The sequence below is a fragment of the Microcoleus sp. w2-18bC1 genome (assembly GCF_036700365.1).
In the GTDB taxonomy this organism is placed as follows: Bacteria; Cyanobacteriota; Cyanobacteriia; order Cyanobacteriales; family Microcoleaceae; genus Microcoleus.
Genome location: NZ_JAUBOS010000001.1, coordinates 67526 through 83172 on the forward strand (window position 1 = coordinate 67526; position 15647 = coordinate 83172).

The 15647-nt window shown below is 45.2% G+C and carries 11 protein-coding genes; 8 read left to right on the top strand and 3 right to left on the bottom strand.

Going from position 1 to position 15647, the window contains the following annotated elements:
* Positions 1-1542 precede the first annotated feature (1542 nt).
* From QT979_RS00280 to QT979_RS00300, 5 genes are all read left to right on the top strand, one after another.
* Complete coding sequence (locus tag QT979_RS00280; protein WP_333307413.1) at positions 1543-7035, top strand: AAA family ATPase; 5493 nt, start codon at positions 1543-1545, stop codon at positions 7033-7035.
* Positions 7036-7168: 133 nt separating this feature from the next.
* Entirely contained in the window at positions 7169-9304 is a 2136-nt protein-coding gene (locus QT979_RS00285; RefSeq protein WP_333307416.1) for a phosphodiester glycosidase family protein, read from the top strand.
* Between the two features lie 85 nt (positions 9305-9389).
* Positions 9390-9548, top strand: coding sequence for a hypothetical protein (locus QT979_RS00290; protein WP_333307419.1), 159 nt, complete (start codon positions 9390-9392; stop codon positions 9546-9548).
* Positions 9549-9873: 325 nt separating this feature from the next.
* The gene (gene aroF / locus QT979_RS00295; protein WP_333307422.1) at positions 9874-10734 is read left to right on the top strand and encodes a 3-deoxy-7-phosphoheptulonate synthase; all 861 of its coding nucleotides are present in this window, start codon (positions 9874-9876) and stop codon (positions 10732-10734) included.
* Positions 10735-10907: 173 nt separating this feature from the next.
* Positions 10908-11105, top strand: coding sequence for a heavy-metal-associated domain-containing protein (locus QT979_RS00300; protein ID WP_333209897.1), 198 nt, complete (start codon positions 10908-10910; stop codon positions 11103-11105).
* A 114-nt stretch (positions 11106-11219) separates the two neighbouring features.
* On the opposite strand, the gene QT979_RS00305 is transcribed toward QT979_RS00300, so the two are convergent.
* Both QT979_RS00305 and QT979_RS28925 read right to left on the bottom strand, forming a co-directional pair.
* On the bottom strand, positions 11220-11630 hold the full coding sequence (locus QT979_RS00305) for a metalloregulator ArsR/SmtB family transcription factor (RefSeq protein WP_333307886.1): 411 nt from the start codon (positions 11628-11630) through the stop codon (positions 11220-11222).
* Positions 11631-11739: 109 nt separating this feature from the next.
* Positions 11740-11958, bottom strand: coding sequence for a hypothetical protein (locus tag QT979_RS28925; protein ID WP_445304746.1), 219 nt, complete (start codon positions 11956-11958; stop codon positions 11740-11742).
* A 275-nt stretch (positions 11959-12233) separates the two neighbouring features.
* Between QT979_RS28925 and QT979_RS00315 the strand changes: the two genes are divergently transcribed.
* Positions 12234-12494: a DUF7219 family protein gene (locus QT979_RS00315; RefSeq protein ID WP_006631574.1), complete on the top strand. Its 261-nt coding sequence runs from the start codon at positions 12234-12236 to the stop codon at positions 12492-12494.
* A gap of 117 nt (positions 12495-12611) precedes the next feature.
* Here the strand turns inward: QT979_RS00315 and QT979_RS00320 are convergent, their stop codons facing one another.
* Positions 12612-13712 (bottom strand): metal ABC transporter solute-binding protein, Zn/Mn family, encoded by a 1101-nt coding sequence (locus QT979_RS00320; protein WP_333307427.1) that lies wholly within the window; start codon positions 13710-13712, stop codon positions 12612-12614.
* Positions 13713-13778: 66 nt separating this feature from the next.
* Here QT979_RS00320 and QT979_RS00325 point away from each other — a divergent pair, with 66 nt between their 5' ends.
* On the top strand, positions 13779-14498 hold the full coding sequence (locus tag QT979_RS00325; protein ID WP_333307430.1) for a metal ABC transporter ATP-binding protein: 720 nt from the start codon (positions 13779-13781) through the stop codon (positions 14496-14498).
* Between the two features lie 128 nt (positions 14499-14626).
* Positions 14627-15466, top strand: a complete 840-nt coding sequence (locus tag QT979_RS00330; RefSeq protein ID WP_333209902.1) for a metal ABC transporter permease — start codon at positions 14627-14629, stop codon at positions 15464-15466.
* The last annotated feature ends 181 nt before the right edge of the window (positions 15467-15647 follow it).

The following is a 15647-nucleotide window of genomic DNA, read 5'->3' on the forward strand; positions in this document are numbered from 1 at the left end:
GTTGATGCGTTTTTATAGCTCGGAGAGAGAAGGCTGCCGAGCGGTGGGAGCCTAGTAAACTTTAAGACAGCACATTGGAAGCTGATTTGATTAAAAATTTACGTCTATGCGGCCTGTACCTAGCACTGAAACCCTGTTTGCAGATTTTAAATTATCTCGCTCGCATCGCCTCAGAGATGTCTCCTAGAATACCCTGCTGTTAAAAAGCAGTGATTCTTTGGGCGATCGCCGCCCTGCAACTAGATACATTGCAGCCGATCTAGTTTTTTGTGTGGGTTTTTCCTGAGTCCGCAAGGGTAGCCTTGCAGCGAACACAGGTAGATAGTAACTTTAGCGTTATTTTGCTTGCTGCGCTGTTGAGTTGCTTTCGTCAGCGCCCGCAGACACAAAAGCAACCTGCCCGCTCAGTCGGTAGGTGCAATGTAGCAGCGCGGTTCACAACTGGTGAAACCTGTCTTATTGTGAAGTCAACTCTCAAGCCGCGAACATCAAGTTTATCAAAAAATTGATAAAATTTCACCCATTAGACTTAGAGTTTGCGTGCAAGTCTTGTCAGCGATCGTCCAGAACTCACGCTAAGATGCCTAGCCGAAAAAGGTTGACAGTTTTCCATAACTCTAATTGAGATTTTTTTACCCACAAAGTTTTGTCATCTCAAATCCGTTGGCATCGGAATTATTGATCTCTCTCTTCCCTTTCTCTGTATCCTCTGCGTCCTCTGCGGTTTAATCATTCCGATACAACGGGAATGGATATCACTCATCAATGCAGGATATTTCAAGGATTTCTAACACATTAGGAGCATCTGGTAGAGCCTGCGCCGCCTTTTGGAACACGCGCCCAAATGGATACTTGCTTGCTGACAAGATTCGGGGAGAGGCAAAAATTTTAGACCACTGTCCAAGCTGCCAGATTCATTGAAGTAAATCTCAAATCTCAAACTCAACTCGACTAACGCTCACAAGATTGTCCTTGGTAATTTTGTTTAGCTCAACCGTGAGCGTTTTTACAGATTTGATTGGCATGGGGAATATTTCATGCCTATCTTTTATAAAAGAAAGGTTAGTTAGGGGAAATCGTAAGACTGGTAAAATGTGCAGATGGTGATTACGCTCAATTCTGCATACAGGTAGACCGAAGCCCAGTGATATAAATCATGGTAATCCTATTATATGAGAGAAATAATTAAAATAACTTGACACTGATTAAAATAGCAGAGCGCTTGAGAATTCACGCTTTTTTCGTAAGGAAGAGGTTGGCTTAAATTAACCCCGCACACTTGTATCAATGCGTGTTAATGACTCAGAAAATCAGCCAAAAGCTAAAGTAATTTTAGGTCAACGCTATCTCAAAAAAAGTATACAACCAAAAACAACCAAAATATTAAGTCTGGCTTTAAAAAAGCGCTTTCATAATTTGAGCGACAAAGTAGATTAAACTAAATATAGTTAATCAATAGCACGGCCGATAGAGCGAAAATAGTAGATAGTAACTCTAAAAAGCTTCAGGCTTGACAGAAGCAGTAGGAGTAGGTAGGTAGGTATGGCTAGCATAACAAATATTTTTCGAGGGTATCAAATCAACGAGCAAATATACGCAGGCAATCGAACTCTAGTTTATCGTGGCCGTCGGTCTTCAGATCAGCAGCCCGTCGTGATCAAACTGCTGCGAAATGACTTTCCCCGCTTCAACGAACTGGTTCACTTCCGCAATCAGTTTGTCATTACTAAAAACTTAGAGATCCCCGGCACTGTCAAGGCATACAGCCTGGAGACTTACCATAACCACTATGGTCTGGTGATGGAAGACTTTGGGGGAATTTCCTTAAGTAGTTACCTCGCTAGTCTGGTATTCGCCAGCAAGGAACCTCTGGAAGGCTTGCCCATTAACGAGTTTCTTCCCATTGCAATTCAAATTTCCAACTCGCTTGACGGACTTTATCGCCACCACATCATCCATAAAGACCTCAAACCTGCCAACATTCTAATTAACCCTGTCAGCAAACAAGTTAAGCTGATTGACTTCAGCATCGCTTCCCTGTTGCCGCGCCAAACCCAAGAAATTCAAAATCCCAACCTCCTCGAAGGCACTTTACCTTACATATCTCCCGAACAAACTGGGCGAATGAACCGAGGCATTGACTACCGCACGGATTTCTACTCTCTGGGAGTCACATTCTACGAACTGCTGACGAGACAGTTGCCTTTCCAAAGCGAAGATCCGATCGAGTTAGTACACTGTCACCTTGCCAAGCAGCCTATCCCAGTTCATCACCTCAACAATAACGTTCCATTGGTGCTGTCTGAAATTGTTAGCAAACTGATGGCGAAGAATGCTGAAGATAGGTATCAAAGTGCGATCGGACTCAAGTTTGATTTGGAAACTTGTTTGTACGAATGGGAAGATACAGGTCAAATTACTTCCTTTAAATTGGGAACGCGAGATTTGTGCGATCGCTTCATCATTCCCGAAAAATTATACGGTAGAGAGAACGAAGTATTCTCCCTACTAGCAGCCTTCGATCGCGTGAGTGCAGGAAGCGCGGAAATGATGCTGGTGGCTGGCTTCTCAGGCATTGGCAAAACCGCTGTTGTCAACGAAGTTCACAAACCGATTGTCGCAGCTAGAGGTTACTTCATCAAAGGCAAATTCGACCAATTTGGGCGCAGCCAACCCTTCTCAGCTTTTGTACAAGCTTTTCGCGATTTAATGAACCAATTGCTGAGCGAAACAGATGCTAAAGTTGAACAGTGGAAGACTCAAATCCTAGCAGCATTGGGCGAGAATGCTCAGGTAATTGTTGAGGTAATTCCCGAACTAGAGCGGATTATCGGAGAGCAACCACCCGCACCAGAACTTTCGGGCAGTGCTGCCCAAAATCGCTTCAATCGGTTATTAGAGAACTTCATTCAACTCTTCGCCACCCAAGAACATCCCCTCGTCATCTTCTTAGACGACTTGCAATGGGCCGACTCAGCCTCATTGAAGTTGATTCAACTTCTGATGAGCGATCGCGATCGGCACTATCTCTTATTAATTGGAGCGTATCGAGATAACGAAGTCAGTCCCGTACACCCTTTATTACTGACATTATCCGAAATTCAACAGACGGGAGCTACAGTCAACACCATTACCCTCACGCCGCTGGATTGCGTCAATTTGAATTGTTTGATTGCCGATACTTTAGTTTGTTCTAGAGCGTTGGCTATGCCCTTAACAGAACTGGTCGATCAAAAAACCCAAGGCAATCCATTTTTCAGCACACAATTCCTCAAATCATTGCATGAAGATGGGCTAATTACCTTTAATTTTGATGAGCGGTATTGGCAGTGCGATATCGCGACTGTGCGAACCTTAGCCCTGACTGATGATGTTGTCGAGTTCATGGCGATTCAACTGCAAAAGTTGCCATCCCAGACTCAAGAAGTTTTAAAGTTAGCTGCCTGTATTGGCAACGAATTTGATATAGAAACGCTGGCGGTAGTGTGTGAAAAATCTTCTTCAGATACGGCAGCCAACTTGTGGCCAGCTTTGCAAGCAGGGTTGATTCTCCCACTAACTGAAGTTTATAAGTTTTTCACTTCAGAGGAGTTGGAATTCACAAATCAGAATTCAGAAGAAGAAAGCGATACTTCTGACTCGTGGTTCCAGAATCCAGAATCCTGTTATTACAAATTTCTGCACGATCGCGTACAGCAAGCAGCTTACGTTTTGATTCCCGAATCCCAGAAACAATCCACTCACCTCAATATTGGTCAACTTTTGTTGATTAATACTCCCACAACAGAAAGGGAAGAGAAAATTTTTAATATAGTCAACCAGTTGAATTATGGTGTTGATTTAATTACCGAGTCAACCGAGCGTTACCAACTGGCTGAGTTGAATTTAATCGCTGGACGCAAGGCGAAGAATTCTACTGCTTATGCTGCAGCCCGCAAATATTTAAGTTTTGGCAGGCAAATTCTAGCTCCCGATAGCTGGCACACTCACTATGAAACAGTTCTCGAACTGCACGTATTAGGGGCAGAAACCGCATACCTGAGCTATGATTTTCAGGACATGGAGGAATTAGCAGCTTTAGTCCTGCACAATGCCAGAACGCTGCTGGATAAGGTGAAAGTTTATGAAATCGAGCTATCTGCTTGTACGGCGCAAGTCAAACCTCAACAAGCAGTTGAAATGGGGTTAGCAGTTCTCAAACTCTTGGGAATCTGCTTTCCAGAAAATCCAACACCGGCAGATATCCAGCAGGGACTAGAACAAACCGCATCACTTTTTGCTGGGAAAAAAATTGCAGACTTTATAGATTTGCCAGAAATGGAAAATCTCCAAAAGCAAGCAGCCTTGCGAATTTTATCAGCTATAGTTTCTCCAGCCTACATCACTGCTCCACTTCTCCTGCCACTGGTTATTGTCGAAATGGTTCAGTTGTCGGTTAGTTATGGGAATGCTCCCTTATCTGCTTTTGCTTACGGCTTGTATGGATTGGTATTAAGCGGTGTACTTCAAGACATTGAAACTGGGTTTGAATTTGGGCAATTGGCGTTAAATATTGTTGATTTATTTAATGCTAATTACCTCAAAACCAAAGTCTATTATACAGTCGGCGTTCACATCATACATGGTAAACATCATGTTAAAGAAACCATCCCTCTTTTAAAAGAGGGTTACGCCAGAGGACTGGAAACAGGAGAGCTAGAATTAGGATATTCAGCCAAAGAAATTTCTCAATATTCATATTTAATCGGTCGGGACATTGCAGGGCTCGAAGAGGAGGTAGCGACCTACTGCAATGCGCTGGTTCAATTTAAACAAGAAGCAGCGTTAAATTATACTCAAATCGTTCATCAGGCTTTATTAAATCTGCTGGGGCGATCGGAAAATCCCTGTCAATTTGTGGGAGATGCCTACAATGAACAAACAATGCTCCCATTTCACATCCAAGCAAACGATCGCAACGGACTCCACTATTTTTATTTCCATAAACTGCTTGTGTGTTACCTGTTTGGAGAAACCGAGCAAGCTTTAGAAAATGCTCGGCAAGCCGAACAGTATTTAGACGCGGTGACGGGTATGCTCAATGTGCCGATGTTCTACTTTTATGACTCTCTAGCACGGCTGGGAGTGTGTAGGGATGGGGGTTCATCGGAAGAGAAAGAAGAACATCTGCAAAAAGTGAGAAGCAACCAGGAAACCCTTCATAAATGGGCACATCACGCCCCCATGAATTTCTCGCACAAATGTTATCTAGTGGAAGCCGAACGGTTCCGAGTGCTGGGTGAATATGTGCAGGCGATGGAGAGTTACGATCGCGCCATTTTTCTTGCTAAAGAAAACGATTATCTCAACGAAGAGGCTCTGGCGCATGAATTGGCTGCTAAATTCTACCTGGCATGGGGGAAAGAAAAAGTTGGTCAGGTATATCTAATAGATGCTTACTATGCTTATGCTCGTTGGGGAGCGAAAGCAAAAATCGACGATCTAGAGCAACGCTATCCCGAACTTCTCGCTCCTATCTTCAAACAGGAAAATGCTCGTTCATTCGAGGAAGCTACTACCTCCCATGAGACTTCATTGATTTCTAGTCATCGCCAAACAATTGCTGGAAGTACGAGCACCGCAGTAATAGATTTACCAACTGTTATCAAAGCTTATCAAGCTCTGTCTAGCGAAATTAAGCTGGAACAATTGCTCACTACCCTTATGGAAGTAGCGATTCAGAATGCAGGCGCTCAAACAGGAGTATTAATTTTGAAAGAAGAGGACAACTGGACAATCGCCGTCCACTGTAGCGATCGCCAAGGCTGTCTTCTGCAAGAAACTATTGGGATCGAGAAGAGCGAATCTATTCCCCAGACTGTGATTAATTACGTCAAACGCACCAAGAAAACCCTAGTTTTCGATGATGTCAAAACTGAATTAATATTTACTTCTGACCCGTATATACAGCAGCAGCAACCTAAGAGCATCCTCTGTAGTCCGATTATCCATCAAGGCAAAATGATGGCAATTCTGTATTTGGAAAATAATCTGACGACAGGGGCATTCACTCACGATCGCGTGGCCCTCCTCAACATCCTCTGCTCCCAAGCTGCCATCTCGCTGGAGAACGCCCGCTTGTATCAGCAATCTCAACAGCTTTATCAACAATCTCAGGATTATGCTCAAAAACTGGAGCAGTCTATCCAGGATCTCAAACAGATGCAACTGCAATTGGTGCAGGGTGAAAAAATGTCGGCTCTGGGAAATTTAGTCGCAGGTGTAGCCCACGAAATTAACAATCCCGTAGGCTTTATAGCAGGCAATTTGCAACCCGCTCAAGAATACGTGGGGGATTTATTCAATTTGATTGATTTGTATCAAGAAAAATTTCCCAATCCGGGAGTGGAAATTGAAGCAGAAATAGAGGATATGGACTTGGAGTATTTGCGAGAAGATTTGCCCAAATTGATTGGTTCGATGCAGGAAGGAGTCGATCGCATCCGCAATATCAGTACGAGTTTGAGAACGTTTTCCAGGGCAGATAGCGATCGACCAGTTGCTTTCAATATTCACGATGGACTTGAAAGCACTGTGCTAATTCTCAAGCACCGTTTAAAAGCCAGCGAGTTTCGCCCTGCCATTGAAATTGTGAGAGAGTATGGTAACTTGCCCCTAGTGAAATGCTTTCCGGGACAGTTAAACCAGGTATTTATGAATGTGCTGGCTAATGCTATTGACGCTCTGGAGGAGTCCAATAAGGGGCGGAGTTTTAGTGAAATTAAAACCCTACCTAATCAAATCACAGTTCAAACAGCTCTGAGCGAAGACAATAATCAGGTTGTGATTCGCATTAAAGATAATGGAGTGGGGATGTCGCCCGAAGTCAAGGAAAACATCTTTAACCACTTATTTACAACCAAGGCTGTGGGTCAAGGAACTGGATTAGGATTGTCGATCGCCCATCAAATTGTTGTAGAAAAACATGGAGGTACGTTACTGGTGAATTCTTCTTTGGGGGAGGGTTCGGAGCTGGTGATTTCTATTCCGGGGTGAGCCTTTTGTAGTAGGGCTTGAGGGCAATTAGTGCGATCGGCTAAAAATATCGGATTTAGTAAGAAGAAACATACGGATCTTCCGGGTTTCTAAATCCCCATGCGTTTAGAAGTGAAATTGTGAGTTGTAAGCTGTGAAACGTAATTTTTTCTATTGGCGTCTAATATTGTCAGTCTCGATTTTACCCGTACTGGCGATCGTCCCGTCTTTAGTGTGGAATCAACCCGCCAGAGCACAAGAGGGGGAGAGGGCTGGGTTGATTTATTATGCTTCGAGAGCCCGCCAGGGAATGAATTCCCTGGCTGATAGCGAAAGTCGGTTAAAACCGACTGAAATATTCACCGATAGTTCTCTTGAGAGAACTTCAGTTATGAGACAGGGGTGGAAACCCCTGTCGGACTATAAGTTTTTGGCTCAATCTGTACCGCCATCTTCGATAATTAGACAAGGCAGCCAAGTGTCTCTAAACGGCCGCATTCTCCCCCTAACTTGGACTCAGCAGCCGGCAAACAGCACTTCTGGGAATTTCCGAACTTGGATTGCTGATGTTGGATTGATGCAAAGTGCGGGAGTGGATTTGCTTAGCAGCGCCGACAGTGCCAAACAACCGGTGCAGTGGTTTTCGGTATCTTTAACCGGCGCTCAAAGCTTAGCAGCGCGGGCAACAGGCCCGTATCGTTACTTAGATGTTACCGATTTTGCTAGACTTGCGGGCTGGGAGATATCTGCTGATGGGAATATTCTAAAAATTACTTCTCAAAGTGCAAGTGTTACCGGAATTCGGCAAGCAGAAATAGAATCGGGCGATCGCATTGTAGTAGATCTCGATCGACCCGCCCCCTGGCAAATCAACTTTGTCAATAAACCAATCCCGTCGCCGACACCCACACCCAACCCCCCGGACGACCCCACAAAGCCCGCTATCCCACTGCCAAACCTCCGCACAGCGCCAAACCTCGAAACACCAGACGACCCGACCAAACCCGCTCTCCCGCTGCCAATAACGCCCGCAGCGCCGATCGCCGGTCAAGAATGGTCGATCGCGATCGATGCCAAAGCCGCACCCGCCATAATTCAGCAGACTTTCTCAACCAGCAAACAATTGCTATCACTAAAAGTCGAACCTGACGGCGTTCAAACCAAAGTCAAAGTCACGATTCCTTTAGGTTGGCGGCCGCAAGTTTTCAGTCTGGGAAATCCCAATCGATTAGTAATCGATATTCGGCCAGATTCGTTACTAGAAAAAAACATTGTTTGGGCGCCCGGTGTGCAGTGGCGACAGCAGTATCAAAATTTAGGTAATGCTCGTTTTCCGGTAGTTTGGTTAGAAGTTAATCCCCGTCAAGCTGGTGTAAAAATTCGACCAATTCTCAGCAATCCGCCTGCTGATCAAGGCACTGCACCTTTATTGCAAACAGCAGAAGCGTCGGGTGCGGCTGCGGCAATTAATGCAGGTTTTTTCAATCGAATTAATCGCTTAGCTTTAGGGGCAATTCGGCGGGACAATAAATGGCTTTCCGGGCCGATTTTGAACCGGGGGGCGATCGCCTGGAACGATCGGGGAGAATTTGCGATCGATCGTTTAACTTTGCAAGAAATTTTGATTACTCCGGCAAATCAATTTTTGCCTGTTTCTCACCTCAATAGTGCCTACGTACAACCGGGAATCGGTCGCTACAATTCTGATTGGGGCACAACTTATACTCCGTTGTCTGGCAATGAAATAGTTGTGACAGTTGCGGGCGATAGAGTTGTCAGCCAATCCCCCGGAGGTGCGGTGGGAACAACAACTTTTTCCATTCCAGCTAACGGTTATATTTTGGTTTTGCGTGCCGATTTGTTCCCGGCATCTGAACTCTCTATCGGCACTTTATTGCGTTTGGAAACTAACACTTTTCCTGCTGATTTCAACCGTTTTCCTTACATTATCGGCGGCGGGCCGGTGTTGGTACAAAACAGTCAAGTTGTGCTGGATGCTAGGGCGGAAGGGTTTAGCGATGCGTTTGTTAGACAGACAGCAATTAGAAGTGCGATCGGGCGAAATGCTGCGGGGAATTTGCTGATTGTAGCGGTGCACAATCGCGCGGGCGGGGCGGGGCCAAATTTCGCAGAACTGGCGCAGATTTTGCAGCAAATGGGTGCTGTGGATGCTTTAAATTTGGATGGGGGAAGTTCGACGGGTTTGTATTTGGGAGGTAGTTTGCTCGATCGACCTCCGTCAACTGCTGCGAGAGTTCATAATGCGATCGGTATTTTCATTCAACCATAAGTAGTTAATCTTCGACATTAATTTTCGGCGGTTAGAAACCGTTACTACACAAACAAAGTCCACCTACGTGGACTGGTAAATGTGAATGTCCCAACCTGCGGAGGCAGGTTTCGTCTTTGTAGCCGCGGTTTCCAACCGCCGCGGCATCTACAAATCTTTTGCCAAAAATAACTTGACATCCCAGTCTCCCTGTGCTAGCTTGTCGAATAGTATGGTGTTTAATCCACAAATCGCAGCACTTTAGCTATGTTCACAGCCAACAGCTATTTTTATTTTTGGTACAGCCAAGTTCGCCCGGAGTGAATTGGTAATTCACTGTGAACATCCGGGCGAACCGCAGATTAACACCTGCGGTTTTGTTTTTTCTAGTTTTTTTCCCAACCACCAATCGAGTACAAGCGAAAACAGCAATGACATTATTCAGTAACTGGTACAACAGCTTTTATTTTTGGCCCAACAAGAGTTCTGGGTAAATTGTCGCGCTGTCTTTTCGCACGAACCCGGAACTCTTAAAAGTTCCGGGTTTTTTGTTGTCAACCACCCACTTAATTTTCCTGGAAAATACCCTCATGTTAGAAGCCAAACTCGTCACTAAATCTCATCCCGAACACCAAACAATTGTCAAAATCTCAGAAACAGTCTCAGTCGGCGGCACAGAATTACTAATCATCGGTGGCCCCTGTACCGTCGAAAGTTCTGCACAAATGGAAACCGTCGCCCGCCAACTATCCGCCGCATCCGTGCAAGCTTTGCGAGGCGGAGTCTACAAACCCCGCACTTCTCCCTATGCTTTCCAAGGGATGGGAATTGAGGGACTGGAAATTTTAGCTGATGTCAGCCGGCGTTACGGTTTACCCGTGGTGACAGAGGTAATGTCGATCGCCCAAATCGAGCCAGTTGTCACCTATGCTGATATGCTGCAATTAGGCAGTCGGAATATGCAAAACTTCGAGTTACTAAAGGCGATCGGTCAAGCCGGAAAACCAGTCCTGCTAAAACGCGGTTTGTCAGCCACAATCGAAGAATTTGTGATGGCCGCCGAATACATTCTCAGTCACGGAAATCCTCATGTAGTTCTCTGCGAAAGAGGCATCCGCAGCTTCGACAATTACACCCGGAATGTATTAGATTTGGGTGCAGTCGCAGCACTGAAACAGTTAACTCATTTGCCAGTAATTGTAGACCCTTCTCACGCCGTCGGCAAGCGAGAATTAGTCGCACCACTAGCCAAAGCAGCGGTTGCTTGCGGTGCAGACGGATTAATTATCGAGTGTCACCCGCAACCGGAAAAATCGGTTTCTGATGCGCGGCAAGCTCTTTCTTTACCAGATATGGTAGATTTAGTTGCGAGTTTGCGCCCTGTAGCCGCCGCCGTTGGCCGGTGCATACCCGAAATTAATGTGCATTCACAGGTATTAAGTTTGAAGTGATATTAGTGGGAAATAATCTATAAATTTTAACGTCAAACTCTACAGTCGGTTTTAACCGAATTGAGCTTTGAGGCAGGGGTTTAAACCCCTGCCGAAATCGGGGAAAGCGCGTGTTTCACGAATTTAGATTAAAATAAAAAATAATACTGTCATCTACGAAAATTTGCTTAATTATGGCAATACTACTTAACGTTCCCTCGATCGTCTGCTCTGGCTGCGGTGATACAATTACCAAAGCCATCAAAACTGTTGAATCCGATGCTACTGTCAATGTGGATGTCGCAGCTAAGACTGTTACAGTAGAAGCTCAAGCTTCGGAAGAGTCAATTAAACAGGCGGTTGTTGCTACAGGCCACACCGTCCAAGATTAATATCTAGTTGGGTGGGGGCGGATTTACGAGATTAGTGGTCTTAAACCAAAATAATTGGTAAAAGCCGCCCCTAGAGAATTTTAAATCCATTACCAATGCCCAATGCCCAAAAGCTTAATCTGCTTCGTCTAAGTGGTCGGCGACGGCTTGGTAAAGTTCAAAAACGTGGCGATCGAGTAAACTATAAAAAACTTGTCTCCCAACCTTGCGGTAACTTACCAACCGCATCGCCCGCAATGCCCGCAACTGATGCGATACTGCTGACTCACTCATACTCAATGCCGCAGCTAAGTCACACACGCACAGTTCTTGTTTTGCCAAAACCGACAGCAGCCGCAGGCGATTCGCATCTCCCAAAAGACTGAAAAACTCAGCCATCCGCTGCGCTTTTGCGGTGTTGAGAACTTGTGTTTGGATGTCCCCGGCCCGTACACTGTCAACTAGGTGCGGTCGATCGCACACTGGTGTATCGTTTTCTTGGTGAGGCTGACTTATCGCTCCATTAACAGCAGAGTTGGGTGACATCTTTTCCCGGCTAATTTTAATTCTCATTTTCATTTTAGTGCGATCGGCAAAGCTTTTGTAACAAAACTTTTACACTCCCTTGACTTATATCTGAATATGTGTTCATATATTAGTAGAGACAAACAACCCCACCAGGAGAATGTAAAATGACTACTGCCACCCAAACAAAATGTGCCTGTCCTTCATGCTCGTGCGTTGTCAGCCCCAGCGGAGCCATTGAAAAAGACGGCAAAACATACTGTTCCAGTGCTTGCGCTGACGGACACCCCAACGGCCAAGGCTGTGGCCACACCGGCTGCGAGTGCCACAAATAAATATTCGGCTTCACAAAAGGTTAATTACCAACTGCCAAATCTATCTTTAGGGAGATGCGAACCGCGCATTTCCCATTTTTTTTGCTTTTAGGTTAAAGAAAAGTTAAAATAAAGCTAACTTAAGGTTAAGACTGTATTAATAGACTAAATACAGAGCGAAAAAGCACAATTGCTACTTACGCAATACAATAGAAGCAAGTTAGCGCCGCGATACTGAGTACAAATAGTGCTATTAACAGCAGAGACCGAACCACAAGTTGAATACCAAAAGTTTAATTAGGAGGGGGCAATGAAAGAGCGGGAAGATTTTTTACATCCTCGCAATCGCTACTACGGTGATTTCACGCCAGAAAACTTGGCGTTTAATGCCAACTTGCAGGAGTTTGCTCAAAAAATAACTTATATTTGCTCGCTGGAAACAGGGGGGAAAATTAGTGCTGAGAAAGCCTATAAAGATATTAAGATGCTTTGGAAAGACTTAAAATCCTCTAAGAAGCAATTGGGAATTGGTCAAAAACCCCCCAGTACCGAGGAGCAAAATTCACCTTAAAGTCATCGCAGCCAACGCAGCGTTGGCAATCGAAAACCCCTGCGATTGCGAGCGCTGCATTTTGCTGCGTACCCATTAAATGTAAGGTGCTTGGTAGTAGGCGAACTTTAGAAAATTCTATGGTTTGGGAGTTGGTGCAGTTTCTCCGGCAAAGGAAGTACAATTACCGCCGAGGCCAGAAATAATCGCGCAAGTATTAGTTTTCAGCATTCCCTGATATGTATCAGCACCGGTGCCCGGGCCGCCCAACTCGTCGCTGTAAAGTTCTTTGTCCCAAATTTTGACATTTGCCTCCCTCGCCACAGTCTCCATCAACTTCGGATTAGTTGTAGTTTCGGCAAAAATTGTCGGCACTCCTGCGGTCTTAATTTCTGAGGACAATTCGGCAATTCTTGCGGCGGTGGGCTGTTCCTCTGTCGTCACACCCTGCAAAGCTCCAGCCATCTCTAAACCGTAAGCATCGGCATAGTAACTCAGAGCATCGTGAGTTGTTACTAACTTGCGTTTTTGGGCTGGAATAGTCGCAATTTGAGCTTTAATCCAAGTATCTATTTTTTGCAACTCATCTGTTAAGCTGGCTGCATTTTTTGTATAAATTTGAGCATTGTTGGGGGAAACTTTGATCAATTCATCGCGAATTGTTTCTACCATACGGATGCCATTTTGAGGGTTATGCCAAACGTGAGGATCAGGGACTTTTTCGCCTTCTGCATGAGATTGGTTTTCCCCTTTCTCTTCGCCGTGTTCGTGCTCGTCTTTGCCCATCAGCGGTTTGGGAACGGCGAGTTCGTGGACGGCGATTTTGGGCGCGGAATTACTGCTGGATTGAATTAACTTAATGATGCTGGGTTCGTGGTTGTAGCCGCCGTATAAAATCAGATTTGCTGTTTCAATCGCTTTGCGGTCTTCCGGTTTGGTTTGATAGGCGTGGGGGTCGTCTCCCGGCTTGATTAGACAGGTAGTGTCGATCGAACTTTGAGCGGTTTCTTTAGTTAGGTTGCAGATAACGCCAGTCGTGGCCACGACTTTGGGCAAGTTAGCGGCCTGACTGGCTGGAGTTTGAGTTGCGGCGGGACTCTCTGGCACTTTATTACTTGCGTTCTGTGCTCCACTGCACGCAACCACTCCGCAACCAATTGCCAAAACAGCCGTACCCCACAATCGGCGGGTTTTTCCAGCCAAGTTCTTTAACATTTTCACCTTTGGAACGATAATCATTATTGCTTTTTCGAGTTATCCTATTGTAGTAGCTACGAACAAGAATCGTTCTCAAAATCTCTAATTATGCTAGAAGTGCAAGACTTGGCTGTCAATTATCGCGGAATTGCGGCCCTCAACAGCGTGAATTTCCAGTTAGATCCCGGACAATTAACCGGTGTGTTCGGCCCCAACGGCGCGGGGAAAAGCACGATGGTGAAAGCGATGCTGGGATTGATACCCACCTGTCGCGGTTTGGTCAAATATCAGGGGCGGCTGCTGAAGGAACAGTTGTCGCGGGTGGCTTATGTGCCGCAGCGATCGCAAATTGACTGGGATTATCCGATTACGGTGTGGAATGCGGTAATGATGGCACGAACCGTCCAGACTGGTTGGTTTCGCAGTCCCTCGAAGCAGTCGCAAGAATTGGTGAAAGCTGCTTTGCTGCGGGTGGGAATGTGGGATTTGCGCGATCGGCAAATTGGCGAACTGTCTGGCGGACAGCAGCAGCGGATTTTCTTAGCAAGGTCGATCGCCCAACAAGCCGATTTATTTTTTTTCGACGAACCTTTTAACGCGATCGACAAAGCAACTGAAGAAATTATTTTCAATATTTTTGCAGAGCTCAAGGCCGAAAATAAAACATTGCTAGTAATCAGCCACGATTTAGGCGAAACTTTAAAACAGTACGACAATTTATTATTGCTAAATAAGCAGTTAATTGCAAGTGGTACCTGCCGGGAAGTGCTCACCGCAGCCAATATTCAAAAAGCCTATGGATACGATTTAAGTTTAGTTTCAGCGTAAGCCAAAAAAGATTTATCTTTAAAATTGATAGTGGCACGGGCGGGACGCCTGTGCAATTGATAGTGGCACGGGCGGGACGCCTGTGCAATTGAAGGTGGTTGAAAAAATCCTATTATTGACGTAATTCAATGTTAAACCTACTAATTGAGCCGCTAAAATTCGAGTTCATGCGAAATGCGATCGCCGTCGGCGTTTTGCTAGGAATTCTCTGCGCCGTTGTCGGCTCCTACTTAATTGTACAGCAAATGGGAATGATGGTTGACATGATAGCCCATTCAGTATTAGCAGGATTGCCAGTGGCTTTTTCTTTAGGTTTCAATATTTCGATCGGCGCCTTTATATCGGGAATTATCAGCGCGGTAATTATGGCGTGGATTCAATCGCAATCGCGCCTAAAAATTGATGCAGTCATGGCATTAATTTTATCTACATTTTTAGCCATTAGCGTCACCTTGATTAGCTTATTGCGGACAACAAAATTAGACTTAGACGGGTTTCTGTTCGGGAATATCTTGTCAGTTGCACCGACGGACGTGCAGCAGACTGTGGTGATAACTTTGATAATTTTGGCGACGGTTAAAATCTTTTACAAAGAACTGCTATTCTATACTTTTGACCCTCTGGGGGCGCAAGCGTCCGGTTTACCTGTAAACTGGATTTATTTGGGGATGATTTCGGCGATTACGCTGACGATTGTTGCGAGTTTGCAAACTGTGGGGGCGCTGTTAGTAATTTCGCTATTAATCGGACCGGGAATTACGGCGTATTTGTTGGTAAAAGAGCTACATTTAATGATGGGATTAGGAGCAATTATTGGGATTATAGCTAGCGTGACTGGTATGTATCTCAGCTATTATTTTAATATGCCGTCTGGGGCGGCAATTGTATTAGTTATTTTTGGGTTATTTTTAGGGGCTTTGCTATTCAGTCCCAGTCAAGGAATTTTGACAAGAAAGAGAGCAGGATAATTCGATTAAGTGTAAAACTCTTGATAAATATCGCTTTTAGCTGAGTCTCTATCCCGCTAAATCCCCTTTAAAAAGGGGGACTTTGATCCTTTGCGGTTCTTCCCGAATCGAAGGGGACTTAGAGCCTTTCCGGTTCCCCCCTTAAGAAGGGGGGCTAGGGGGGGATCTGGGCCTAGTAGTC

What these genes read in the sequence shown, in the direction of transcription:
- QT979_RS00315 (WP_006631574.1), top strand. Translation starts at nt 12,234, where the DNA reads ATGAAAGAGCGGGAAGATTTTTTACATCCTCGCAATCGCTACTACGGT.
- QT979_RS00290 (WP_333307419.1), top strand. Translation starts at nt 9,390, where the DNA reads ATGTCCCAACCTGCGGAGGCAGGTTTCGTCTTTGTAGCCGCGGTTTCC.
- QT979_RS00300 (WP_333209897.1), top strand. Translation starts at nt 10,908, where the DNA reads ATGGCAATACTACTTAACGTTCCCTCGATCGTCTGCTCTGGCTGCGGT.
- QT979_RS00330 (WP_333209902.1), top strand. Translation starts at nt 14,627, where the DNA reads ATGTTAAACCTACTAATTGAGCCGCTAAAATTCGAGTTCATGCGAAAT.
- QT979_RS00280 (WP_333307413.1), top strand. Translation starts at nt 1,543, where the DNA reads ATGGCTAGCATAACAAATATTTTTCGAGGGTATCAAATCAACGAGCAA.
- QT979_RS00325 (WP_333307430.1), top strand. Translation starts at nt 13,779, where the DNA reads ATGCTAGAAGTGCAAGACTTGGCTGTCAATTATCGCGGAATTGCGGCC.
- aroF (WP_333307422.1), top strand. Translation starts at nt 9,874, where the DNA reads ATGTTAGAAGCCAAACTCGTCACTAAATCTCATCCCGAACACCAAACA.
- QT979_RS00320 (WP_333307427.1), bottom strand. Translation starts at nt 13,712, where the DNA reads ATGATTATCGTTCCAAAGGTGAAAATGTTAAAGAACTTGGCTGGAAAA.
- QT979_RS00305 (WP_333307886.1), bottom strand. Translation starts at nt 11,630, where the DNA reads ATGTCACCCAACTCTGCTGTTAATGGAGCGATAAGTCAGCCTCACCAA.